The 24,944-nt window shown below is 41.5% G+C and carries 22 protein-coding genes; 7 read left to right on the forward strand and 15 right to left on the reverse strand.

Annotated elements, in window-relative coordinates; genetic code table 11:
- Positions 1-46: 46 nt before the first annotated feature.
- Positions 47-2,539 (forward strand): DUF5686 and carboxypeptidase regulatory-like domain-containing protein, encoded by a 2,493-nt coding sequence (locus tag CHB71_RS09500; RefSeq protein ID WP_179213366.1) that lies wholly within the window; start codon positions 47-49, stop codon positions 2,537-2,539.
- On the opposite strand, the gene CHB71_RS09505 is transcribed toward CHB71_RS09500, so the two are convergent.
- A complete protein-coding gene (locus CHB71_RS09505; RefSeq protein ID WP_089356672.1) occupies positions 2,540-2,863 on the reverse strand; it encodes an ArsR/SmtB family transcription factor in 324 nt (107 codons plus the stop codon).
- Entirely contained in the window at positions 2,838-3,272 is a 435-nt protein-coding gene (locus tag CHB71_RS09510; protein WP_089356673.1) for an SRPBCC family protein, read from the reverse strand. Before CHB71_RS09510 ends, CHB71_RS09505 begins: the two co-directional genes overlap by 26 nt.
- A 164-nt stretch (positions 3,273-3,436) precedes the next feature.
- Between CHB71_RS09510 and CHB71_RS09515 the strand changes: the two genes are divergently transcribed.
- On the forward strand, positions 3,437-5,701 hold the full coding sequence (locus tag CHB71_RS09515) for a Tex family protein (protein WP_089356674.1): 2,265 nt from the start codon (positions 3,437-3,439) through the stop codon (positions 5,699-5,701).
- A gap of 154 nt (positions 5,702-5,855) precedes the next feature.
- Positions 5,856-6,266: a hypothetical protein gene (locus CHB71_RS09520; RefSeq protein ID WP_089356675.1), complete on the forward strand. Its 411-nt coding sequence runs from the start codon at positions 5,856-5,858 to the stop codon at positions 6,264-6,266.
- 6 nt (positions 6,267-6,272) lie between these two features.
- Here the strand turns inward: CHB71_RS09520 and CHB71_RS09525 are convergent, their stop codons facing one another.
- The 5 genes from CHB71_RS09525 to CHB71_RS19295 form a co-directional block, all read right to left on the reverse strand.
- Positions 6,273-7,907, reverse strand: a complete 1,635-nt coding sequence (locus CHB71_RS09525) for a DUF885 family protein (protein WP_245811247.1) — start codon at positions 7,905-7,907, stop codon at positions 6,273-6,275.
- 5 nt (positions 7,908-7,912) lie between these two features.
- Positions 7,913-9,187, reverse strand: coding sequence for an aminotransferase class V-fold PLP-dependent enzyme (locus tag CHB71_RS09530; protein ID WP_089356677.1), 1,275 nt, complete (start codon positions 9,185-9,187; stop codon positions 7,913-7,915).
- Between the two features lie 43 nt (positions 9,188-9,230).
- Positions 9,231-10,364, reverse strand: a complete 1,134-nt coding sequence (locus CHB71_RS09535) for an MBL fold metallo-hydrolase (protein WP_089356678.1) — start codon at positions 10,362-10,364, stop codon at positions 9,231-9,233.
- Positions 10,365-10,406: 42 nt separating this feature from the next.
- Positions 10,407-10,631 carry a cold-shock protein gene (locus tag CHB71_RS09540; protein ID WP_089356679.1) on the reverse strand — a complete coding sequence of 75 codons (225 nt, stop codon included), beginning with the start codon at positions 10,629-10,631 and terminating at the stop codon, positions 10,407-10,409.
- 99 nt (positions 10,632-10,730) lie between these two features.
- Positions 10,731-12,416 (reverse strand): DEAD/DEAH box helicase, encoded by a 1,686-nt coding sequence (locus CHB71_RS19295; protein WP_089356680.1) that lies wholly within the window; start codon positions 12,414-12,416, stop codon positions 10,731-10,733.
- A gap of 140 nt (positions 12,417-12,556) precedes the next feature.
- On the opposite strand from CHB71_RS19295, the gene CHB71_RS09550 reads away from it, so the two are divergent.
- A complete protein-coding gene (locus tag CHB71_RS09550) occupies positions 12,557-13,078 on the forward strand; it encodes a TetR/AcrR family transcriptional regulator (RefSeq protein ID WP_089356681.1) in 522 nt (173 codons plus the stop codon).
- A 178-nt stretch (positions 13,079-13,256) separates the two neighbouring features.
- On the opposite strand, the gene CHB71_RS09555 is transcribed toward CHB71_RS09550, so the two are convergent.
- The 6 genes from CHB71_RS09555 to panB all read right to left on the reverse strand — a co-directional run bounded on the left by CHB71_RS09555 (position 13,257) and on the right by panB (position 20,179).
- Complete coding sequence (locus CHB71_RS09555) at positions 13,257-14,927, reverse strand: sodium:solute symporter family protein (RefSeq protein WP_089356682.1); 1,671 nt, start codon at positions 14,925-14,927, stop codon at positions 13,257-13,259.
- 19 nt (positions 14,928-14,946) lie between these two features.
- Positions 14,947-15,198, reverse strand: coding sequence for a DUF4212 domain-containing protein (locus CHB71_RS09560; protein WP_089356683.1), 252 nt, complete (start codon positions 15,196-15,198; stop codon positions 14,947-14,949).
- 45 nt (positions 15,199-15,243) lie between these two features.
- The gene (locus CHB71_RS09565; RefSeq protein WP_089356684.1) at positions 15,244-16,119 is read right to left on the reverse strand and encodes a coiled-coil domain-containing protein; all 876 of its coding nucleotides are present in this window, start codon (positions 16,117-16,119) and stop codon (positions 15,244-15,246) included.
- Entirely contained in the window at positions 16,106-16,978 is an 873-nt protein-coding gene (locus CHB71_RS09570; RefSeq protein WP_089356685.1) for a hypothetical protein, read from the reverse strand. Before CHB71_RS09570 ends, CHB71_RS09565 begins: the two co-directional genes overlap by 14 nt.
- A 147-nt stretch (positions 16,979-17,125) precedes the next feature.
- On the reverse strand, positions 17,126-19,342 hold the full coding sequence (locus CHB71_RS09575; protein WP_089356686.1) for an NADP-dependent isocitrate dehydrogenase: 2,217 nt from the start codon (positions 19,340-19,342) through the stop codon (positions 17,126-17,128).
- A gap of 21 nt (positions 19,343-19,363) precedes the next feature.
- Positions 19,364-20,179 carry a 3-methyl-2-oxobutanoate hydroxymethyltransferase gene (panB, locus tag CHB71_RS09580; RefSeq protein WP_089356687.1) on the reverse strand — a complete coding sequence of 272 codons (816 nt, stop codon included), beginning with the start codon at positions 20,177-20,179 and terminating at the stop codon, positions 19,364-19,366.
- 115 nt (positions 20,180-20,294) lie between these two features.
- Between panB and CHB71_RS09585 the strand changes: the two genes are divergently transcribed.
- A complete protein-coding gene (locus tag CHB71_RS09585) occupies positions 20,295-20,747 on the forward strand; it encodes a hypothetical protein (RefSeq protein ID WP_089356688.1) in 453 nt (150 codons plus the stop codon).
- 12 nt (positions 20,748-20,759) lie between these two features.
- Here CHB71_RS09585 and CHB71_RS09590 read toward each other — a convergent pair whose 3' ends face one another.
- Entirely contained in the window at positions 20,760-21,314 is a 555-nt protein-coding gene (locus CHB71_RS09590; RefSeq protein WP_089356689.1) for a thioredoxin family protein, read from the reverse strand.
- Positions 21,315-21,368: 54 nt separating this feature from the next.
- Between CHB71_RS09590 and CHB71_RS09595 the strand changes: the two genes are divergently transcribed.
- Positions 21,369-23,015 (forward strand): amidohydrolase family protein, encoded by a 1,647-nt coding sequence (locus tag CHB71_RS09595; protein WP_089356690.1) that lies wholly within the window; start codon positions 21,369-21,371, stop codon positions 23,013-23,015.
- Positions 23,016-23,150: 135 nt separating this feature from the next.
- Positions 23,151-23,999: a tetratricopeptide repeat protein gene (locus CHB71_RS09600; RefSeq protein ID WP_179213367.1), complete on the forward strand. Its 849-nt coding sequence runs from the start codon at positions 23,151-23,153 to the stop codon at positions 23,997-23,999.
- Here CHB71_RS09600 and CHB71_RS09605 read toward each other — a convergent pair.
- Positions 23,971-24,903 carry a glycerophosphodiester phosphodiesterase gene (locus CHB71_RS09605; protein ID WP_089356692.1) on the reverse strand — a complete coding sequence of 311 codons (933 nt, stop codon included), beginning with the start codon at positions 24,901-24,903 and terminating at the stop codon, positions 23,971-23,973. The two genes, CHB71_RS09600 and CHB71_RS09605, sit on opposite strands and share 29 nt — an antisense overlap.
- Between the last annotated feature and the right edge of the window lie 41 nt (positions 24,904-24,944).

Below are 24,944 nucleotides of genomic sequence, written 5' to 3' on the forward strand. Positions count from 1 at the left end.
CCTAATCAGTGCTTCTCGCATTATGCTTAAAATCATTTACGCACCTATGAAAATCACCTTTTTTTGCCTTCTATCTCTTTTAGGTTCAGTCGTATTTAGCCAGACAGGCATTAAAGGATTTACCAAAAGTGAGTCAGGTGAAGTGCTTCCTTTTTCTACCGTTTATGTTAAGGGAACTACTAACGGCACTACTTCTAATAGTGAAGGCGAATTTTTTCTGAAAACACCTGCAGGGTCTCATACGATAGTCGCTCAGCATGTTGGGTATAAGGTGTTAGAGAAGCAAATCAATTTGAACAGTGGACAATCTATTCGCTATGATTTCATCTTAAAAGAACAGGCACTCCAATTGCAGGAGGTTGTTGTGACAGCCGGAGACGATGATCCAGCTAACCGTGTAATCAGGGAAGCCATCAAGATGCGAAAATTTTATGAAAGCGAAGTGAGCGCATTTAAAACAGATGCGTACTTGAAGGGATTGTTTCGCTTGGATGATAGACCGGATAAAATTCTTGGCCAACAAGTCACAGTTGATACCGGAATTCTTTATTTATCAGAATCCGTATCAGAGTTTTCTTTTGAGCTTCCGGATAAAGTTTCTGAACGAATGATCAGCTCCAAAGTAAGCGGAGATGAGCAGGGTTTTAGTTTTAATAAGGCCTCTGACTTTAACATCAACGCTTATAGCAAATTCATTGATTTGGATATGGAGCGTGAATTTGTTTCACCCATTGCCCCACAAGCGTTTCTTTTTTACGACTATGAGTTACTGGGCTTTTTTGAGGAGAATGGGAAGCTGATCAATAAAATACGTGTAATCCCGAAACGCTCAACTGATCCGGTTTTTGAAGGGGTGGTTTATATCGTGGAGGATGAATGGAGGTTTCACTCCATTGATCTGTTTGTGACCAAGGCCAGGGGATTAGAGTTTATAGATTCCTTGAAAGTCAACCAGGTTTTTGCCCCTACGGAGCACGATATCTGGATGCCACTTTCTCAGAAGTACTCGTTTAGATTTGGTGCATTCGGATTCAAAGGGAGTGGTTACTACATCGGAGTATATTCCAATTATGAAGTAGAGCCCAACTACGAAATGTACAAAAAAGCCAATCGCTATGAGGAAAAATTTGGAACGAAGGAGGATAAGGATCTCTTTGAAGAGAAAGATTTTAGTTCGGAAGTGCTGGTTGTAGAAGAAGGATCGAATGAGCGAGATTCAACTTACTGGAAAAATATCAGACCCGTACCTCTTACCGCCATCGAGGTGGAAGACTATGAGGTTAAGGACAGCATTCGCTTGGTAAAAGAAAGTGTACCGTATAAAGATTCTGTAGATGCAGAACGAAACAAGCTTACCATTGGGAAGATTTTCTTATCAGGCTTTACCCATTTTAATAGCGTTGATGAAAAGTACTGGTCACTGCCGGCAGTCATAAGCATTTTTCAATTCAATACGGTGGAAGGGTTTGTGCCAGAAATTCAACCAACCATTTGGAAGCAGATTGATGGAAGAACGAAGTATTGGATTCGTCCGGCTATTAGGTATGGGTTTTCCAATGAAACATTCAATGCAAAAGTTGAGGGGGGCTACCGAAATCTGGACAACAAGTTTACCCGCTACTATGCAGGCGGTGGTAGATACATTTCTCAGTTTGATGAGTCTGAATCCATCACCCCATTCATTAACAGCTATGTGACGCTGGTAAATGGCGAAAATTTCATGAAAATTTTTCAGAAGTCATTTGGGTATGTGAGATTTCAACAGGAAGTGAAGAATGGTGTTTTGCTCAATACCAAACTGGAGTACGCTTCTCGAGATACGCTCACAAATACTTCAGATTATACCTGGGTTTCGGATGAGAAAAGAGACTTTACAAGCAATCAACCTCCAAATATGGAACTGCCACAAACCGGGTTTTCCAATCACCAGGCGTTAATTTTTGAGGCGACCGTTAGATTTAGGTTTAAGCAAACCTATGCTACCAGGCCAGATCGAAAGTTTATCTATAGTTCAAAATACCCGGAGGTATTCTTTACTTACAAAAAAGGAATAAACACGCTTGGTAGTGACGTGAACTTCGATTTTGTAGAGATAAGGATAACAGATGAGATGAGCTTAGGTTTAACAGGTACAAGCAATTATGCGATTGCAGGAGGTGCCTTTTTAAATGACAAATCACTCACGTTTGTTGATTTCAGGCATTTTTCCGGAAACCAGACCTCACTTAGTCAGGTGGATGAGCCATTAAAGTTTGAGCTCTTACCCTTTTATCAATTCAGCACGACCAAACCTTTTTTCGAGGCTCATTACGAGCACCATTTCAATGAGTTTATTTTCAATAAAATCCCTTTGGTGAAAAAGCTCAACCTGCAAGCCGTAGCATCAGCTAATTATCTCACGAATGAGACTATCGGTAATTACGTTGAGTTGGGAGCCGGGATCGAGCACATTTTCAAGTTCATGCGAGTGGATTACTATTGGGCTTTCCGAAACAATGACTTCTTTGGTAGTGGATTTAGAATTGGAGTAGGTTTTTAATCATCCCAAATGATCATCCAGGCGATTAAGCGCATCGTCCCAAAACTTATCATAGAAGCCAACCCAATCGAATACCATCTTTAGTGGTTTAGGATCTGCAGTACAAAAACGCTCACGGCCTTTGGTGTCGATGTTGATCAGCCCTGCTTCCTCCAGGGTTTTTATGTGTTTGGTTACCCCTTGTCTGCTGATATCAAATTGCTCCGATATCTGTGTGATGGGCATAGCAACACTGGCCACCACTAGGGCATGAAAGATCTCACGCCTTGTAGGGTCAGCAATAGCTTTAAATACTTGATTAATGCGCTGGTTCGCTGATTTCATCTTTTAAATATTGAATGAGTCCGGTAATACATGCATCCCAGCCTTTATCAAAGTGGCCAAGCATCTCAGTAGCTGCTTCGGCAGGATAGTTAGAAATATCTGAGTGCTCAAGGGTCAATTTAGTACCGCCATCTGCTTCTTCCAACGTCCAAAGAACTGTAGTGTCTACTTCTGTGTCACCTACACGCCAGGTGTACTTTAGTGTATAAGGTGAAGCTTCTAAAACTTTTCCTTTGATCTGCGTGCCACCATGCTCTTCCGCAGCAGTAAATGTATACTCATAGCCAATCTCAGGTTTAAAATCTGCCTGAATAAACCATTTTGAAATCTCTTCACCCACTGAAATGGCATTCCAAACTTTGTCGATGGAGTGAGTAAATGTTTTCTCTTTTCTTAATACGTCTTTCATGATTTTCAAATTTAAATATGCAACTATATAGTTGCAAATATATGTGTATTTATTAAAAGCAACCAAATAGTTGCATTAATTTTTAAAAGAGTTTTCCACATTGTCTTTTTCCGTCCATTAACTCTTCTATTTTTGACGACTATTTTTAAAAGAGCAGACGTAGAATGAAACACGAAGAACGAATTGCGAGCGAGCTAAGCATAAACCCAAAACAGGTTATAGCAACCATTGGGCTTTTGGATGAAGGAGCAACTGTGCCGTTTATTTCACGATATCGGAAAGAAGTGACAGGTAGTTTAGATGACCTGCAAGTGGCAGGTGTTCGTGATCGTATTCAACAGCTTCGGGATCTCGATGCGAGACGGGAGGCTATTCTTAAGTCAATCAGGGAGCAAGAAAAACTCACTCCTGAGCTCGAAAAGAAAATCAACGAAGCGCAGACCATGACTGCACTTGAGGATCTTTACCTTCCATACAAGCCAAAACGAAAAACCCGGGCAAGTATGGCGAAAGAGAAAGGTCTTGAACCTTTGGCACTGAAGGTTATGGACCAAGGAAATTTCGACGTGCAATTAGAGGCTGGAAAGTTTGTTGATTCTGAAAAAGGAGTAGAATCTGAAGAGGAGGCATTGCAGGGCGCACGCGATATTATCGCAGAAACCATAAATGAACATGCAGAGACTCGACAGAAGATCCGTGAACTTTTCATGAAAAAAGGAATCATTGCTTCCAAAGTATTGAAGAGCAAAGAGAAGAACGCAGATGCGCAGAAGTACAAAGATTATTTTGAGTGGGACGAGCCGATAGCCAAGATCCCGTCTCACCGTTTGCTAGCCATAAGAAGAGGAGAGAAGGAAGGCTTCCTTTCCATGAATATCGCTCCTGAAGAAGAGGAGGCACTGGAGATCATTGAAAGACAATTTGTAAAAGGAACTTCCGAAGCGAGTGAACAGGTAGCTGTTGCTGTTAAGGATTCTTACAAGCGTTTGATGAGCGTGAGTATCGAAACCGAGGTTCGAATGGAGAGCAAGAAAAAGGCAGATGAGGAAGCAATCACCGTCTTTGCAGAAAACCTGAAGCAGTTGCTAATGGCAGCACCGTTGGGGCAGAAAGCTGTAATGGCAATTGACCCTGGATTCCGAACCGGATGTAAAGTGGTATGTCTGGATAAGCAGGGTAAATTGTTGGAATTCACAGCAATCTATCCGAATGAACCACAACGTGACACCACCCGTGCCGGAGAAACAGTGAAGCACCTCGTTGAGAAACACAAAATTGAAGCCATAGCTATTGGTAATGGAACTGCCAGCCGAGAAACTGAATCTTTTGTCAAGAAATTGGGACTGCCATCTAGTGTAATCGTAGCAATGGTGAATGAAAGTGGGGCATCTATCTACTCAGCATCTGAAGCTGCACGAGATGAATTTCCAAATGAGGACGTGACGGTGAGAGGCTCTGTTTCTATTGGAAGGCGTATGATGGACCCATTGGCGGAGCTGGTAAAAATTGACGCTAAATCCATTGGTGTGGGACAATATCAGCATGATGTGGATCAAACAGCTTTGAAAAAATCGCTGGATGATGTAGTGATGGCGTGTGTAAACAATGTGGGTGTGGAGTTGAATACTTCAAGCAAGCAATTGCTCACGTATGTATCTGGCCTTGGAGCCAGTATTGCTGAAAACATCGTAAAATACCGAAATGAAAATGGCCCGTTTAAATCTCGGGAAGCGTTGAAAAAGGTACCCCGACTGGGAGGTAAAGCATTTGAGCAGGCCGCAGGATTTCTTAGGATAGAAGGCGCTGAGAATCCATTGGATAAGAGCGCTGTTCACCCTGAACGCTACAGCACAGTAGAGCAAATGGCAAAAGATGCCCAGGCAACTGTCAAAGACCTGATGACCAGTGCGGAAATTCGCAAGAGGGTAGATCTGAAGAAATATGTGAGTGATGATGTGGGTTTGCCTACACTTAAAGACATCATGCAGGAGTTGGACAAACCGGGTCGTGATCCAAGAGATCAATTTGAAGCTGTGCAGTTTCAGGAAGGCGTAAATGAGATGAAAGACCTAAAAGAAGGAATGAAGCTTCCGGGTGTAGTGACGAATATTACCAAGTTTGGTGCCTTTGTTGATGTAGGTGTTCACCAGGATGGATTGGTACATATCAGTCATCTTTCCAACTCGTTTGTTTCAGACCCGACTCAGGTGGTAAAACTGGGTCAAAAAGTGCATGTTACGGTATTAGAAGTGGATGTGTCAAGAAAACGAATCTCACTTTCAATGAAAGGGGATGCACCTCAGGTAAAGCGATCGGAGAAACGCACCCGAAGTAATAAACCAACACCAAAAAAGGCAAAAGAAGAGCGAAATCCGGAAGGCGACCTCCAAGCAAAATTGGCGATGCTCAAGGGAAAATTTGGACAATAAGGCTCAGACAATATATTCTGCCTACCTTTGTGGTGACGGAGGTGCAAGCGGTGAGAGCTGATCGTACGGATATTTATCACTCATTCACGAGTTTCTTCATCTTCGTACGATCTCTTTTCGGAGGTCGATTTTTGAAAATTAAAACATTAAAAAGATGCCTTCTTATCCAGTAAATCACAGTCTCTACGTTCTTCTTTGGAATAAATACAAGCCTGTAATCCTTAAATTAATGAAGGATGCAGCTGAAGAGCCACAGGAATACCAGTTTATTCCACATGAATTCCGTGATTTAAATCCAAAAGAAAAAAGTGGGCATTCGTTTACCCTTGAAGCTCACAAAAGACGAGCAGTCAACAACATTAAAATGTCTGTTGTAGCTCAGGACTTATTAGAAATTCTACTTAAATCCAATACTGCACTCAATCTGCTTGAAGAAGCTACTTTTGAGTTTAAAATGGACAAACAATTCAAATTCGTTGTTACGCGACACGAACTTGAGACAGAAGAAACTGCTGATGAAGCGGTTGAAGCTCAAAGTGAAGTAAAGGAAAAAGAAGAGGCTTAAGCCTCTTTACTCATTTATCATTTGTTCTTTGGTTAGCGCTATTGGAATATTTCCAATACGATTGAGCGTATCAAAAAAGTCTTTCAACTTGAAAGATTCGCCCTGTCGTTCCTTTTTCAAAGCGTAAGCCATCATAGCATCTTCTAACAGATACTTACCTGTGATGTAGCTGGTACCGTACCCCGGCTGTCTCAGGTAAAGGTGCTGCTCGAATATGAGCAGTTCTTTTTCTGTTTTCATCCAGCCTCTCGGGGTGTTTTCAGAATGAATCGACCCGGCCTCTTCCATTGTCATTTCATTGGCGTGTGCATATAGAGAGCCCAGCCCTCGTGCGGCTCTCTGAGCAATCATGATATAGACGATCTCCCGAACCCGCGGATCATCATCATACAATCCGGCATCCATAAACATTTCTTCCACTGCGGTAGCTGTTCCTTCATTTCTACTATCAAAGATGTTGTATAGCAATGGCCCTTTTCTGATCGGACTTTCGTGGGGTTCTGTATCCATTCGGGCTAATTCAAACCAGTGATAGAAATGTGAGTATAGCGGTCTGGGATCATGATGAGCTGTAATCCAGAAGAAATTGCGCGTTTCCTTTGGTACAAAAGACCCGAGATGTTCCCTTAAAGCGGGATCAAAATAATCTTTGACTGTAACAACCGAATCCTGATCCAGGAAATTGATCAAGCTCTTTGCTGATCTGTCCGCTAGCTCATCGTACGCTTCCGGTGAGTCAACAGGTTCTAGTTCCGGAAGATTGCGATTTCTATGCTCTTCCAGTTTTAATGCTGACCAAGATCGCGCCAGCTCCCTTTTTAAAAGCATCACTTCATCTTCCCAAGTCAACGGAACCAGATGTACATTTTGTAAATACCAGGTATAGTTTTCTTTCCCAATACCGGAGGGGCCATCTTTTTTAGTTGCCTCATTCTTGAGCCATTCTACAAAATCATTTGTTGAGTCGATCGCTTCATCTATCGCAGAGGTCAAGCCATCATCACCCTTGATTTCTGGCCATTCTTTTATACTCCTGAGGTTTTCACTTTGAAATTCGATGGTCCGAATGCCGGCCACCCATAGGTCTCTTGCATTCCCGGTTAGGTTTACTTTAGCCTGCTCATTCAGCGATGGTATGATTTTCAATTTATTGATTAATTTCTCTTGGTCTACATCGCTTAGTGGAAAATCATACTGCCAAATCTCAGTTGTACCATGGTGCGTTGGCCCTTCATGCGCAGGTACATCACTGCGATACATCCAAAGAGACTTGTAAAATGCCGGATCTCTTTCCCAGGGTTTTAGGATTCGATAATTGAAATCATACCCATTCATCTCGGCCCACACGATGGTCCAGTCTATTTTTTCGGGAGTAGCCCACCCGGCGGTATCCATTGAGAGTAGCCGTTTTTGCAGTGATTTAAATGTTGAGTGACGTGACTCAAAGGTTTCTTGTCGATAATCAGGTGCTCCATCATATAAAGGAGGATTTTCAAAATCCCGCCATTCGACAAAAAGGCTGACCAAATCATCATAGGACGCCTCTTCTTTTTGTGAAACTGTATCTTGGGAATCATCAACTGCGGTGGTACATGCTGTAAGCGCAAATAGTAAAAGTGCCAATTGGCTTATTTTATTCATCTTAATCATGCTAAATCTGAGACTACTTTAAGAGCTTTATCAATTTCTTCTTTGGAATTATAAATATGGACAGAATGCCTGAGTATTTCTTTTCCGACAGACCTGGGCTGGAGTTTTTCTTTTTCCCACATCGTTTTTTGAAGTTGAGGGCCGGTTAGTCCTTTCACTGAATAAGTGGTAATACCAGCACACATTTCCGGATGAATCGAGGAATGAATGGTAACATGATCCATGTCCTTAAGTCCATCTCTCAGATAGTCCCCTAACTCTTTTATTCGGCCAATCCATCTATCTTCGCCAACCGTGTTGAAAAAATCAACTGCGGCATCATACCCGACGATAAGTCCCGGGTTCCCTGTTCCATTTTGCATCAATCGAAATCCATGATCCTCTTCATTCTCCCAATTGTAGCTTGCAATGGTGCTCCAGATGCCACTTACAACTTCTTCTCGGATATAAAGCAGTCCGCTTCCCGGAGGCGCTAGGAGCCATTTATGTAGGCTGGAATAATACGCATCACAACCAATTTCTTTCACGTCAACTTTTACCTGACCTACACATTGAGCACCATCAAGAATCGTAAAAATTCCTCGTTTACGAGCTTCCGCACATAATTCTTTTACTGGCATCACTACACCATACGCCGAAATGATATGTGGAATGGCTATGACTTTTGTTTTGTCAGTTACCTCAGAAAAGATTGCATCAATGACATCCTGGGGATCATTCGCCGGCACAGGCATAGTTGCCTGCTTGTAGATACATCCTCTTCGCTTGGCAAGTAGCTGCCAGGCAGCAAACCCTCCCCCGTGCTCTTGGTTGGTGTTTAGCAGCTCGTCTCCCTCTTTTAGGTTAAGGCCGTTCGCCACATAGTTCATCCCGAATGTAGCATTCTGAGTGAGAGAAATTTCTTTGAAATCTGCATTAATGATTTCCCCCAATTTTTTTCTGAGTTTCTCGTAGGGGAAATATCCGCTCAGTAATTCAGGCCCGGATCCGTCTTTGTAATCGATCTCAGCTGCGTGCCTTGCATTATGAGTCATGTGATCCATCATCTTTTGCAATGCAAAGTTGGATGTAGGTCCGATGGTTCCATTGTTGAAATAGGTTTGGCCTTCTTTGAGTGCAAACTGTTTTCGGAGAAGCTTCCAATAATCCTGGTTGTCTAGTGTGGCAGACTTGAGGTTTTCTAGCGTGAATGAAGTATCAGAAAATGAAAACAGAGGCAGAGAAAGGGCGCTAAAGGCACTTTTCCTTATGAAATCTCGGCGATTGCTCATGGTCGGGCGCGTAGGTTTATTTTAAAGTTAACCTAAGAAACCTTTATTCATAGCCTTCCCACCATCTTTCAGTTTCTATTCCATTTTGAATAGAAATCAATTGCCCTATTTCAGGTGTGAAGAGCTTAATGTTTTCTTCAGCTGCTTTCTTGTGGAGTCGCTGTACAGATTCTTTCCATGGATGTAAAGCCAAATCAAATTTGCCCCAGTGGATTGGCATTAATAGTTCACCTTTCAAGTCCAGATGAGCTTGAGCAGTTTGTTCCGGAAACATGTGTATTTCACTCCAGGATTCGTTGTATGCTCCACATTCCATAAACGTTAGATCAAACGGCCCATACCTTTCACCTATTTCTTTAAATCCGGAAAAATATCCGCTATCGCCACTGAAATAAACCCGCTCTTTTTTTCCAAGGATCACCCATGAACCCCAAAGCGTATGAAAGCGATCACCAAAACTACGACCTGAAAAATGACGAGTAGGAGTGAGTGCAAGTGTCAATTCTCCGAATTTGGCTTCCTGCCACCATTCCAATTCAGTTATATTTTCTTTTGGCACTCCCCAGCTTTCAAAATGTGCTCCCACACCCAAAGGCATGTAAAAGCGATCTACTTTATCCTTCAGAAGCTTAATAGTTGGGTAATCCAAGTGATCGTAGTGATCATGAGAAATAATAACAGCGTCAACTTCAGGGAGGTCTTCAATAGCTGGGTATTCAGTGTAAGAAAACCTTTTTGGCCCCATAAAGCTGAACATAGACGCTCGCTCGCCTTTCAAAACAGGATCGAAGAGAATGGTGACACCATCCACTTTAAGTAAAATGGATGAATGACCAAACCAGGTCATGAATATGCCAGTGTCAGCGGCATTGTTAAATGCTACTGAATTAAAAGGTCTGGTTTCAATTGTCTTTCTGGGAGACTTATTGGTCTTATCCGCAAATAGATAGTGTGCCAATGTTTTGCGAACATCAGCAAACGACATATCCATCTTGGTTTCAAGAGTGTTTACAAAAACACCGTCTTTAAAATTTGATGCGGATTGCATCCGATCTAAACGCTCGCCTTTCGGCTTACCTCCAATTTGTGGTGCTGTCTGAAAAAAAATGATCACACCTCCTACGATGAGGAGGATGATTATGATGAATGTGAGCATGATTTGTTTGAATACCTTCATTAACAGAATTGGCTGAATCGATTGAAGATATTCAACTAGATCCTAGTCTTCTTTCTTAGAATCCTTTTTAGGATCTTTCTTATCTTCTTCAGGTGGGGTGTCAACGATGTTTCCAAACTCGTCAACATAGGCGATCATGTCATCTAAATCTCCGCCTTTGTTGTTGTTTTCCTGTCTCTCCTTTTTCTTCTCCTCTTTCTCTTTGCGCTTTTGCATGCGCTTTTTCACTTTCTGATTTTTGATAAAACTGTTTTGTGATCTTCCCATATAGTATTTTTAAATGGTTTGATGTCCTATCGAGTGCTCATACCATTTCCCATCTGACACAAGATCGCTTTGACATGCTAAAAACTTAAAGTTAATAAACTATTTGCGCCTTCTCTTACCTCTTCTAAAGTCCTTTCGAGAAGAATTTCTATCCGAACGATATTTTTTCTTACCTTTTTTGTCAGATGAAGAGTTGTCATTATCTCGATTCATTCTGATTTCACGGCCACTGTGAGTTACGTTCTTAAAGCGTGTAGAAACACCTTTATCGTAGCGCTTATCCATCTCGAAATAGGTGTGGTTTTGCTTGATCTCCACAGAGCCGAAAAACTTTGTTTCTATTTGTCCTATTTCAGAAACAAACGAAACTATTTCACCTTTAGACATGCCATCGATACTTCCGAGGTTGATAAAATACCGATTGAATTGTGATCGATCTCTTCGGTCTGGCGAGCCACCAATAGATTCGTTTAAATCAGACTGTCCATCGCTTGAAATCAGATTTTCGAGCTGAGAAGAAATGATTCGTTTTAAGATGTCCTCTTTCGAAAGCCCTTCAAACGCATGCTTCACCTCTTCAAAAAGTTTCTCACTTTTTGAATCTACCTGAACATTTATGATTGAGTCAGACCAGTTTTTCAATCGTCCCTCCTGAATTGAATTAAGATCCGGGACTTCCATTTGTTCAAACTTAACATTGATCTTGCGCTCAAGAGCCTGGATTTTCCTGCCTTCTCGCGGATTGATGAAAGCAAGTGAAACGCCCTTTTTGCCAGCTCGACCTGTACGCCCACTTCTATGCGTGTAGCTCTCAAGTTGATCTGGTAGCGTGTGATGAATCACATGTGTCAAGTCATTCACATCAATTCCACGTGCAGCCACATCGGTTGCGATCAGCAACTGCATGGATCGGGATTTAAAACGCTTCATAGCTGCGTCTCTTTGCTGCTGCGAAAGCTCACCATGCAAAGGCTCAGTACTATACCCTAGGTCATTTAATTCATCAGCGATTTGTTGTGTTTCTCTTCTGGTACGGCAAAACATGACTCCACGCATTTCCGGCTGGATATCAAGAAACCTTCTTAGCGCGGCAACTTTGTTCGCAGATTTAGTAATGACATACTGGTGTGTGATGTCTTTATTGCTTTTCTCTTCACGATTGATGGTTACCTCCTTAGGCTCTACCATGTACTTATTGATAATCTTACGGATTTCAGGCGGCATGGTGGCTGAGAAAAGCCAGGTGGATTTAGTATCCGGAGTGTGAGACAGAATTTCGTCAATGGCCTCTTTGAAACCCATGTTGAGCATCTCATCAGCCTCATCCAATACAACATGGCTGATGTTATTCAGCTTAATCGATTTTCGTTTGATGAGATCAAGTAACCTTCCGGGTGTGGCTACAACAATCTGAGTGGGTCTTCTTAGCGCCTTAATTTGGTTAGTGATGGCGGCACCTCCATACACAACCTCTACATTGAGGTCTTTGTATCCCTTTGAAAAGTCAACAAGCTGTTTAGCTGTTTGCTGACCAAGCTCACGTGTAGGTGCCATGATCAGTGCTTGTGTTGTTGGGTTATCGGAATCGATTAATTCAACAAGAGGTAAACCAAAAGCGGCAGTTTTACCTGTTCCGGTTTGGGCCAGGCCGATAAAATCGCATGGATCATTTTCAAGAAGTAGGGGAATAGCCTGTGTTTGTACAGGGGTGGGAGTGGTAAACCCCAATTGATCCAGGGCCTTTAATGTTTTGGGCGAGAGCCCAAGATTTTCAAAATTATTCAAGAACGTATTATTATTAAATGAGGCGCGAAGTTAGCTTTTATTTGGAAGAAAGCCGCTGTGACTCAAACAATTAAAATTTTATTCGTCGAAAATGATTGAGTTAGAGTTTAAACGTATATTTATAAGTGATTACTCACTATATGACAGAGAAGCAGGAAAAAATACTTGAAGTTGCTTTAGACCTTTTCGCGAAAGATGGTTACGCGGCAACTTCTACCAGCAAGGTAGCAAAGGAGGCAGGTGTTTCAGAGGGATTGATATTTCGTCATTTTGTTAGTAAGGAAGGCTTGTTGCGGTCCATTCTTGAGTTGGGAGAGAAAAAAGCACAGGCGCTCTTTCAGGTAGCTGAAGGAATGGAAGATCCTAAAGAGGTACTCAGAAGAATCATCGGACTTCCATTTAATATTTCAGAAGACCAGTATGCTTATTGGAAATTAATTTATTCGCTTAAATGGCAGGCGAGTGTTTATGATGACAGTATGTCCAAGCCGATTAAGGAAATGCTTATCCCTGCATTTGCGGATTTGGGCTATTCAAATCCTACGGTTGAAGCGGAAACCATTCTCGTAATCATTGACGGACTAGTGACAGCTATTCTGTTGAGAGATTTACCAAATCCGAGTTATATCAAACAAAGTCTTTTTAATAAATACAGATTGTAAAATATGTGTGTTAAATCCAAAATGAGTGATCACTCATTTTAATAGCTATCAGGGAAAAAAACGTACAAAGCCTTATTTCACACCATTCGGTAATGCGAGTGAAGGAGAGTTCAAAACTAAGTTGGCGTCACTCCCAATAATAAGAGAATAAAATATCTTGAGTGCGTTGTTAATTGACCTATGTTCTTGGATATCTGATACTCTCGGTAAGCTCCCGGATCTCTTGCGGAGGCTTAGGAGTAATTCTTGAGACAACAACCGAAACGATGAAATTGATCAGAGCTCCCACGGTTCCTATGCCTTCGGGTGCTATTCCAAACCAATAGCCATCTGGTGTGCCTGGACCACCCAATTGTGGTTTGAAGTATATGATATAAACGGTAGTAAATAGCAAGCCTATAACCATGCCACTGATTGCACCTTGTTTGTTCATACGCATGTCAAATATTCCAAGTATGATAGCCGGAAAGAATGATGAGGCAGCAAGGCCGAAAGCCAATGCCACTACCTGAGCAACAAAGCCGGGTGGATGGAGACCAGCCAAACCCGCAGCAGTAACTGCCACTGCGATTGAAATCCTGGCTGCTAACAATTCTCCTTTCTCGGAAATGTCGGGTTTGATATTCTTTTTGAGCAGGTCATGAGATATGGAAGTGGAAATGACAAGCAGCAACCCTGCGGCTGTAGATAAGGCAGCCGCCAAGCCCCCGGCCACAACCAATGCAATAACCCAGTCAGGGAGGTTTGCAATCTCTGGGTTTGCCAATACAATGATGTCTCTGTCGATTGTTAATTCATTCTTTGTTTCATCTGCTAGATATTGAATCTTCCCATCTCCATTTTTATCCTCATAGGAAATCAACCCTGTATTCTCCCAATTGGAAAACCATTGTGGGACATCATCATATGGAGCGTCTTTTACTGTTTGAATCAGGTTTGTCCGTGCAAATGCGGCTATAGCAGGAGCTGTTGTGTATAAAATGGCAATAAAAACTAACGCATAGCCAGCCGATAACCTGGCATCCTTCACTTTTGGAACAGTAAAAAACCGAACGATCACATGTGGTAATCCGGCTGTTCCCAGCATCAGTGCAGCAGTGATGAAAAAGAGATTCACCGTGTTGTCTGGATTGGCAGCTGTGTATTCCGCAAAACCTAAATCCACTGAAAGTTGATCAAGTTTTTCTAGTAAATACGTACCATCTGATAAGGTGCCACCAAATCCTAATTGTGGAATTGGATTGTTGGTCATCTGGATGGAAATGAAAACCGCCGGAACAGTAAATGCAAAAATCAGCACGCAAAATTGAGCTACCTGGGTATAAGTGATTCCTTTCATGCCACCCAGTACCGCATAAAAGAAGACGATCCCGATTCCAATGAGAACCCCTGTTTCAAATGGGACATTTAGAAATCTAGCGAACGCCACTCCCACACCCTTCATTTGGCCAACTACGTAAGTGAAAGAAATAAAAATGGCACAGATCAAAGCGATCAGGCGAGCATTGGATGAATAATATCGCTCCCCAATAAAATCAGGAACCGTGAACTTGCCGAACTTACGTAAATAGGGTGCAAGTAAAAGTGCAAGCAAAACATACCCTCCGGTCCAGCCCATTAAGTATTGAGCACCACCATATCCCATAAAGGATATGAGTCCCGCCATTGATAGGAAGGACGCAGCAGACATCCAGTCTGCGGCGGTAGCCATTCCGTTGACTGCAGGGTGAATGCCGCCACCGGCAACATAAAACTCATTGGTAGAGCCTGCCTTCGACAGCCACGCTACCACGATATAAATGACAAAAGTGATACCAACAATGAGGTAGGTCCAGGTAGCTAAATCCATAGGTTAGGAGAGATCAAAATTATTTTTCATCCACATCAAATTCTTTATCGAGGCGATTCATGAGGTAGACGTAGGCAAATATGAGAATAATGAAAACGTAAATAGATCCTTGCTGAGCAAACCAAAACCCCAACTTAAAACCCCCAACCCTTATGGAGTTTAACTCTTCTGCCAGAATGATTCCGGCACCAAATGATGCGATAAACCAGATACTGAGGAGGATTAGAAGGTATCTAAGGTTTTTCTTCCAATACTGTTTTCTGTTATTCATGTAGTCCAAGATAACAAGAAAACAAGATCCGCATGAGATGATAATTCAACTCTCTAAGTCGCCTGCCAGAACTTTTCCTATTTTCCTTACGATAGTATCTAATTCCTGGACATTTGATTTTAACTCAATGAGTTTTGGGTTTTGAGAATCTGATTGTTCAATGATTGCTAAAATATTCGCAATGGGTGCTCTTACCAGATGGGCATTGATGAAAGAATACTCCGAATCTCGTTTATTTTCTTCATTAAGAACTTTTGTCTTTTGATTTACCAGTTGTTCGAGGTTTTCGTGTATCAATTCAATTTCAGCGTTATACTCTGTTAATTCAGCAGATTTTTTTGCAAGATCTTTGTTTAGGTCATCTAATTGTAGATTTTGAGATTCTAAATCGGCCTGCTCTTTGTCAAGTGCCAACTTAAAGAGGACAAGAAGGATTGCTAGTATTGTTAGGTTAAGAATAAGTTCGAAAACCAATTCGGAATAGGTATTTTGGATGCCTGTAGCTGGGATTGCAACCAAAATAAAAGTAAGAATAAGTAATACGGCACTGAAAAAATGCAAATAAAAACCTCTGTTGATTAAGAGCACCAAGGCTGCCAAAACAGGAAAAATATAGCTACCACTTCCATGAATACCTGAAGAGGAATACCAGAAATATATAAACCCTGACAGGATGAGGATACAAAATATAAAAATGAGAACAGATCCCTTGTTTAATACCCTTCTCAGAAAATAAAATGCGATGCTGATAACGAGGAATAAAATATCAAGCGCGAGATGTAAAAGTGGAAGATCTTGTATCAGGTCATTGAAAATATTTAAACCGAAATAGAACGGAGCAAATGTTAAGGCAATATAGAATAGGCGATCCTCTATTTCCTCACGCAGAATCCAGGCTTTATATTGCTTAATTGTCTGCATTCACCTTGTGTTTTAATTCCCTGATTTCATTTTTAAGCCGGATGCCTGATTGATGAAGCATATCCATCAATTTATCATTCTCACTGCTGGATTCTATTTCTTCTATTAGCTGAACTGCTACTTGATATTTTTTAGTGAGTTCAGTTGTGGTCAACGCCATGTATTCCTTTCTTCTTTTCTTTTGATCATTGACGGCCTGGGTTTGCTGTGTAGCTTTTTGGTCTAATTGAATGGCTAACTGCTCTAGCTCACTTTTTTGAGTGATTAACTGATCTTGCTTAATCTTTAATTCATCTCGCTTTGCTTTTAGTTCTTCGCTGTTTTGATGGAGTCTTTGTCTTCTTGAAACAAAAACATATTTGGCATAATAAGTAAGTCCCATGATTCCGACCATAGCAAAAACAAAATTGAGATAACCGGAATGAGCATTACTATAATTAGTGGACAGATTGTATTCAATTTCAAGCAATATCAGAGAAAGGACAACTGCAAAAACATATGCGAGTGAAAAATAAATTGGTAGTTTTTTCCTTAGGGTGAAATTGATGAAAATCAAGCCAACGAAAATGTTGTGCTCAATGCTGCCCTGGATACCTCGTGCACTGTAGAAAGTATAAATGAAGAGGCTGAGTAGTGGTAAGTAAAATACAAATATTAGCCAGGTAAGTGATTTATTTAGTCTTAATCCGATAAGCGTGATAATGAAAAGAATGGTAAATAATATATCCGTAATAAAATCAGGATGCAGGCTAATATCCTCCAGGTCTTCAATAACAGCCAATGCAGATCGTACCAGTCCTAGAAAACAGGCAAGTAGTAGCACATTGTACTCGAACTGATGTTGGACCGATTTCTTCATTCGATCAAGCTAAGCGGCGAGCAATTAAGATAATTAAATCCACCAATTATTAAATGATCTGAATGAAATCGGTAATAAATTATCGATGAATACCAATAAAAAAACCTCAGATGACTCTGAGGTTTTGAAATCAATTGAAATTTTATCTTAAATTGAATCAATAATTTGATTCAAGCTTGCACTTGGCCGCATGGCGTCAGTAGCCATCTTTTCATTTGGCTGATAGTAACCTCCGATATCAACTGCAGCTCCCTGAGCAGCTATTAGCTCCTCGTTTATTTTGGACTCATTGGCAGCAAGTTCCCTTGCTACTTTTTCGAAAGTAGCCTTTAGTTCCACATCCTCATCCTGATTAGCCAACATTTCTGCCCAGTACATAGCCAGGTAAAAGTGGCTTCCACGGTTGTCTATCTCATTTACTTTTCTGGATGGAGACTTATTCTCTTCCAGCAATTTGGATGTAGCATTATCCAATGTTTCACCTAGAAGCTTTGCGCCTTTATTGTTGTACTTTTCACCTAGATGTTCAAGTGAAACAGCCAATGCCAGGAACTCTCCAAGTGAATCCCACCGAAGGTGACCTTCCTCTACAAACTGCTGAACGTGCTTAGGTGCAGAACCTCCTGCCCCTGTTTCAAATAGACCACCACCATTCATTAGAGGTACGATTGAGAGCATCTTTGCACTGGTGCCAACTTCTAAAATCGGAAATAGATCCGTCAGATAATCTCGAAGTACATTACCTGTCACAGAGATCGTATCCTGTCCTTTTCTGATTCTCTCTACAGAGAACTTAGTCGCCTCAACAGGAGACATAATATGAATTTCCAGCCCTGAAGTATCGTTATCTTTAAGGTATTGCTCTACTTTTTTGATTAATTCAGCATCGTGCGCCCTGTTTTTGTCCAGCCAGAATACGGCTGGTGAGCCTGTTGCTTTTGCTCTGTTAACGGCGAGCTTCACCCAATCCTGAATAGGGGCATCTTTCACCTGACACATTCGGAAGATGTCTCCTGTGTGCACTTCCTGCTCTAAGAGTACATTTCCATCTGCATCAATTACATGTACCTTTCCAGGCTTGTCAAACTGGAAGGTTTTATCATGGGAACCATATTCTTCAGCTTTTTGAGCCATCAAGCCAACGTTTGGTACGCTACCCATAGTAGTAGGGTCATAAGCACCATTGGCTTTGCAGTCTTCAATAACAGCCTGGTAAACCCCAGAATAAGAACGGTCAGGGATTACTGCTTTTGTATCCTGCGTTTTGTTGTCTTTGTTCCACATCTGACCCGAGGTTCGGATCATGGCAGGCATTGAAGCATCAATTATCACGTCACTAGGTACATGCAGGTTAGTAATCCCTTTATCGGAATTGACCATGGCCAGTGCTGGTCGCGATTCATATACCTTATCAATGTCGGCTTCAACTTCTTTTCGCTTGGCATCATCCAGTGATTGGATTTTATTATATACATCTCCAATTCCACTTGTAGCATCTACTCCCAGCTCATTGAAAAGGTCTGCATGTTTTTGAAATACATCTTTGTAATACACTTCAACGGCCGCTCCAAAAATGATCGGGTCCGAGACCTTCATCATGGTTGCTTTCATGTGAAGGGAAAACAAAACATTTTTGGTTTTGGCATCCTCTATCTCCTTCTCAATGAAAGATTTCAGCTTAAACATATTCATGACAGATGTGTCGATCACTTCTCCAGCTTGTAATGGAAAGCTATCCTTCAAATCCTTTGTTTCACCATCCTGTCCATGAAATTTAATTTTCACGTGGGTCTCATTAGAAACTGTAGTGGATTTTTCACTCCCGTAAAAATCACCTTCACTCATGCTGGAAACATGAGATTTTGAATTAGCATCCCATTGACCCATCGAATGAGGGAATTTCTTCGCAAAATTTTTCACCGCTTTTGGAGCCCTTCTGTCTGAATTCCCCTCTCTAAGTACAGGGTTTACTGCACTGCCTTTCACTTTGTCATATCGTGCCTTGATGTCTTTTTCCTGATCATTTTGTGGATCAACGGGATAGTCAGGAAGTGCATATCCTTGTGACTGAAGCTCTTTGATTGCAGCCATCAACTGAGGGATGGAAGCGCTGATATTAGGTAGCTTTATAATGTTGGCTTCTGGTGTCTTTGCAATCTTACCCAATTCTGAGAGCGCATCCCCAATTCGCTGATCTTCAGAAAGGAATTCCGGAAACAGTGCAATTATTCTTCCTGCAAGTGAAATATCCCTTGTTTCAAATTCCACACCTGCTTTCCCTGCAAATGCCTGTACGATTGGTAATAATGATTTAGTTGCTAACGCCGGAGCTTCATCCGTGTGTGTGTAAATGATCTTTGCCATTGATTGGTTTTTCTTTAAGGTCTAATAAGATTCTTTTTCGTTGGGGAATTTTTGGGATTTAATGTCGGAAACATAGTTTTCAAACGCCTCATGCATGATTTTATTCAAGTCTGCATACTGACGAAGGAAACGAGGTTTAAAATCTTGTGTAATGCCGAGCATATCATGAACAACTAGCACCTGGCCATCAGTGTTTGGTCCTGCGCCGATACCTATTGTGGGGATAGAAATTGATTCAGATACTTTTTTGGCCAATTTGGAAGGGATTTTTTCCAGCACAATCGCAAAGCAGCCAAGCTCTTGCAATGCCTTAGCATCTTCAATAAGTTTATTTGCTTCTGCTTCTTCCTTAGCTCGTACGGTATACGTGCCAAATTTGTAAATAGATTGTGGGGTTAATCCAAGGTGGCCCATTACAGGTATCCCGGCTGACAGTACACGAGAAATGCTTTCTTTGATTTCTACACCGCCTTCCATTTTTACGGCATGACCGCCGGATTCTTTCATGATTCTGATGCAAGATCTCAGCGCCTCTGATGAGCTACCTTGATAGCTACCAAACGGCACATCAACAACCACCAAAGCCCTTTTTACTGCTTTTACCACAGATGTAGCATGCCAGATCATATGATCCAATGTGATTGGAAGGGTGGTTTCGTTTCCCGCCATCACGTTGGAGGCACTGTCTCCCACAAGAATCACATCAACTCCGGACTGATCGATGATCTTTGCCATGGAATAGTCGTAGGCAGTCAACATGGATATTTTTTCACCTTTCGACTTCATTTCCTGAAGTTGGTGTGTAGTTACGATCTTGATTTTTCCTTGTATACTCATGCTATAAAATGGATGCGCAATTTACTAAAACAGAAATGGACTATAAAATGATGGTTTTTAGGGATGTGGCATTTTATTTGATGTAATTTGTCAGAACTATAATCAATTAGGAACAATGAAGCTATTTTCTCTCACGATTGTATTTTTTGGCGCCCTTTTATCTAACTGCCAGGAGCAAGTGCAAAGTTCAGACGTGCAAAAAATTGAATTTGGAACCAGTTTTGGGATGTGTGCGGGGTACTGTGTTCAAACGCTAACTGTAACTGAAGGCCATGTATCAAAAACTGTCACTCCCAGAGTAAATCAAAATTTGGAAGAGAAAACATGCCAGCAGTCGTATCAGGAATTTAATTCACTTATGTCTGGGATTGATACCCAAGAATTTTTGGCATTGGATGAAACGATCGGATGTCCGGATTGTGCTGATGGGGGAGCTGAATGGATTGAGATCACAACTCCTGAGGGTTCAAAAAAGGTGACTTATGAGTTCGGAAAGGAACCTGAAGCGGTAAAATCAATAATTGAAGAGTTGAGAGTGCTTTATGCAGAATTAGGTGAATGTGAATAGTACCAAACTCCGTTATTTCCACTTAATACTGCATCCAATACTTGGTTTTTGATCTTCGAAGATTGGTTCATCTTCTAGATGTGCCTCAATGGCATTGACAAGATCATCACCTGTTACCGGTTCCGGATTGCCGGGTGTGCTGGCATCAAACCTTCCCCGATAAATACATTTTAAATCCTCATCGAATAAATAAAACTCAGGAGTGCATGCGGCCTGATATGCTTTGGCTACTTCTTGCGTTTCATCATAGAGGTATGGGAAATCAAACTCAAACTCCTCAGCCTGATCCCGTAATTTATCAGGAGCGTCATCTGGATAGGCAATTGCGTCATTAGAGCTAATGGCAACAAAACCTATTTTCAATTCCCCGTATTGACGCGCGATAACAGCAATTTCTTCTTCAATGTTTTTAACATAGGGGCAGTGTGCACAAATAAACATCACAACAACGCCATATTCTTTTCTTACATCCTCCAGTGTTTTTATTTGACCGGAAACAACATCCGGCAAACTAAAGTCAGGGGCTACCGTACCTAGAGGCATCATATTCGATTCAACTGCTGCCATACTTTTGAATTGATTATTTTTAAATCTGAGCTAAAAGTTAATACATCACATTACATGAAAAAATTCCTTCTATTTATTTTCTCTCTTTCGATTCTTCAAGGGGCCATAGCACAAATTGCCTCTGCACCATCAAGAACACAAGGTGATGGACCGTATGATATGACCATAATCAGGGGAGCCACCGTGATTAATGGCAATGGAGCACCACCCATCGGACCGGTTGATATTGTCATAGAAAAGAATAAAATCACCAAAGTACAGGTAGTTGGATACCCCGGCGTAGCACTAGACCCTGAAAGGCGGCCGAAAATGGAAGGGAATGGGATGGAAATTGACGCTGAAGGCATGTATGTTTTGCCCGGGTTTGTAGACATGCACGGGCACATAGGTGGTACAAGCCAGGGCACACCTTCCGAATATGTTTTTAAACTTTGGCTTGCACATGGTATTACAACAATCAGGGACCCATCAGCTGGAAACGGACTGGATTGGGTGCTTCGGCATAAGGAACGAAGTATTAACAATGAAATAGTTGCTCCACGCATTTTGGCTTACACATCTTTTGGTCAAAATCTGGAGGGCATAGATCGTGTGAGAAGTCTACCCGGTGAGCGAACCGTAGGTGCTGAGGTGCTAAAGGGACCAATTACTAATGCTGAAGAAGCTATTTCCTGGGTGCGTGCCAATTATAGAAGAGGAGCGGATGGAATTAAATTTTTTGGCGCATCGCCGGAAGTGATGGAGGCTGCATTGAAAGAAAATAAACGATTGGGGTTAAGATCTGCCTGCCACCATGCCCAGTTAAATGTAGGGTGGTGGAATGTGCTGAATTCAGCGGAAGCGGGATTGACCACTATGGAGCATTGGTATGGATTGCCTGAAGCGTTGTTTAATGATAGGATTGTTCAGGATTACCCGGTGGATTATAATTATCAAAACGAGCAGCACCGATTTGGTGAAGCCGGTAGGTTGTGGAAACAAGCAGCGGAACCTTATTCTGAAAAATGGAATGCCGTGATGAATCGATTGCTTGAATTAGACTTTACACTAGATCCTACTTTCAATATTTATGAAGCAAGCCGCGATTTAATGCGTTCAAGAAATGCCGACTGGCATAAGGACTACACCTTGCCGTCACTTTGGAAGTTTTACCAACCAAGCAAGGTGTCACATGGGTCTTATTGGCACTTCTGGGGTACCGAAGAGGAGGTAGCATGGAAGGAAAATTATAAGCTGTGGATGACATTTGTCAATGAATATAAGAACAGAGGTGGGAGGGTGACCACAGGATCAGATTCAGGCTTTATTTTCCAACTTTATGGATTTGCCTATATCAGGGAGCTTGAATTGCTGAGGGAGGCAGGTTTTCATCCTCTTGAGGTCATTCGATCAGCTACGTTGCTAGGAGCAGAGGCTTTGGGTATGGAAAAGGAGATTGGCACCATAGAAAAAGGAAAGCTGGCAGATTTGGTGATCGTGGAGGAAAATCCGCTCGCAAATCTTAAAGTACTTTATGGTACAGGGGCAATCAAGCTAACAGAAGACAATGAAGTCACCAGAGTAGGAGGAGTGAAGTATACGATTAAGGATGGAGTAGTATATGACGCAAAGGAACTGTTGGAAGATGTACGACAAATGGTGAAAGAAGCAAAAAATGGTGAGGAGTTAAAGCAACCGGGGTATCCAAACTGGAAAGAGTAAAGTATGAATTGCAAACAATTTTTATTATTGACTATAGTTTTATGTAGTTGCCAGATAGGTGGGAACCAGGAAGATACTGGTAGCTCTGATTCGTCTCTTTCTCAGATCCGAGATCCTTTCAAAATTTACAACCTAATGGGGGAGGAGCTTTCTCCAATTCAGGTATCAGAAGAAGCGAGAGTGGTCTATGATAGTAATTTGCGCATCGCCAAAAGAAACTTTGAAGCAAATCCGGACAGTCTGGAACTAATCATATGGTATGGAAGAAGGCTTGCCTATTTAGGTAAATATTTGGAAGCAATTGAAGCGTATACGCAAGGGCTGCAAAAATTTCCAACTTCTCACAAGCTTAGAAGACATAGAGGGCATAGATATATAACAACCAGACAGTTGGATAAAGCTGTGGATGATTTTGAAATGGCAGCATTTTATAGTGTAAATGCTGAAAATGCCATAGAACCGGATGGGTTACCCAATAGAATTAATCAGCCATTGAGCAACGATAAATTCAATATCTGGTATCATTATGGTCTGGCTCATTATCTCAATGGACGCTTCGATAAAGCCATTTCAGCCTATCGAAAGTGTATGGAGTTTAGTGACAACAATGACCTGCTTACCGCTACTTCATATTGGCTGTTTATGACTTATAAAAAAATTGGGAATGCGGAGCTGGCAGATGAGCTGTTGAAGCCTATAAGCAATGATATGAAAATCATTGAAAATGATGCATACCTTGATTTACTGCTCCTTTTTAAAGGAGAAAAGTCGGCTGAAAATTTAATCCAAAAGGCATTTCCTGAGAATGGAAACATAGACCCAACACTAGGCTATGGCATAGGGAATTGGTATCAGCAACGAGGAAATACTGAGAAAGCCAACGAAATTTTCCTTAAAATTCTTGATAGCCCAAGCTGGGCGTCATTCGGATATATAGCAGCAGAGGCAGAGCTTACTACTGCGTTTCCTGTCCCAATCTCCTGATTTCGTTTCTAAGCTGAATGGCCACATTCGGATAATCTGTAATGATTCCATCAACCCCGGCATTTAACATTTTTATCATATCCTCTCTTGTATTGACCGGATAAGCATGTACCTGATATCCTTTCGCATGCATTTGGAATACCCTTCGAGGTGAAAGCGTTTCCCACTGTGGGTTAATTGCTTTCATGCGATTACTCTCTTTTGCTCGCCCCATATGAATTCTGGTCTCAACATAAAAAGCAATCAGAGGGGCAGAATCTTCACCAATGATTAAAGCTTTAGTTTGAATCAATGAATCAAGTTCATGTACAATGTCGAGATATTCTGGCTCATAAGATTGTAGAATAATCCAAGATTCTCCATCATCCTCACTCATCACTACTTCGACCAGCTTCTCAGCAAAATCATCGTAATGCGGATGATCCATATGTTTGATTTCAATCAAAACAGTGACCTGGCCGTTAATGAAATCCAATACTTCTTTTAAGGTTGGAATACGCTGGTCGCTGTAGTGCGAGTCGTACCACGACCCTACATCAAACTGCTTGATTTCTTCAAGGGTATAATCATGCACATCACCTGTTACAGGATTCCCTAGTGTATCCCTAGCAACTCGATCCAGTCGTTGGTCATGAAATACAATGATCTCTTCGTCCTTGGTATGTCTTACATCAAGCTCGATCTGATCAACACCAAGATCCAATGCTTTCTGGAAAGCAGCCATTGTATTTTCAGGAGCTAAACCGGAAGCCCCCTTATGAGCAATGATTTGAAATTCCTTTCCTTCCAGTCGATCAATAGAAGTACTGGCAAAAAGGTTTCTATAAAACCACGGCTCAAACAATGAGAACGCTCCAAATAATATGAAGAACGGGGCGGAGTAAAGAAGAAATTTCTTAGTCATCAGGTGTGATTATTTAACTGGAAAAGTTAGTAAAAAACTAC

It is taken from the genome of Ekhidna lutea, from assembly GCF_900188325.1.
GTDB classification, from domain to species: Bacteria; Bacteroidota; Bacteroidia; order Cytophagales; family Cyclobacteriaceae; genus Ekhidna; species Ekhidna lutea.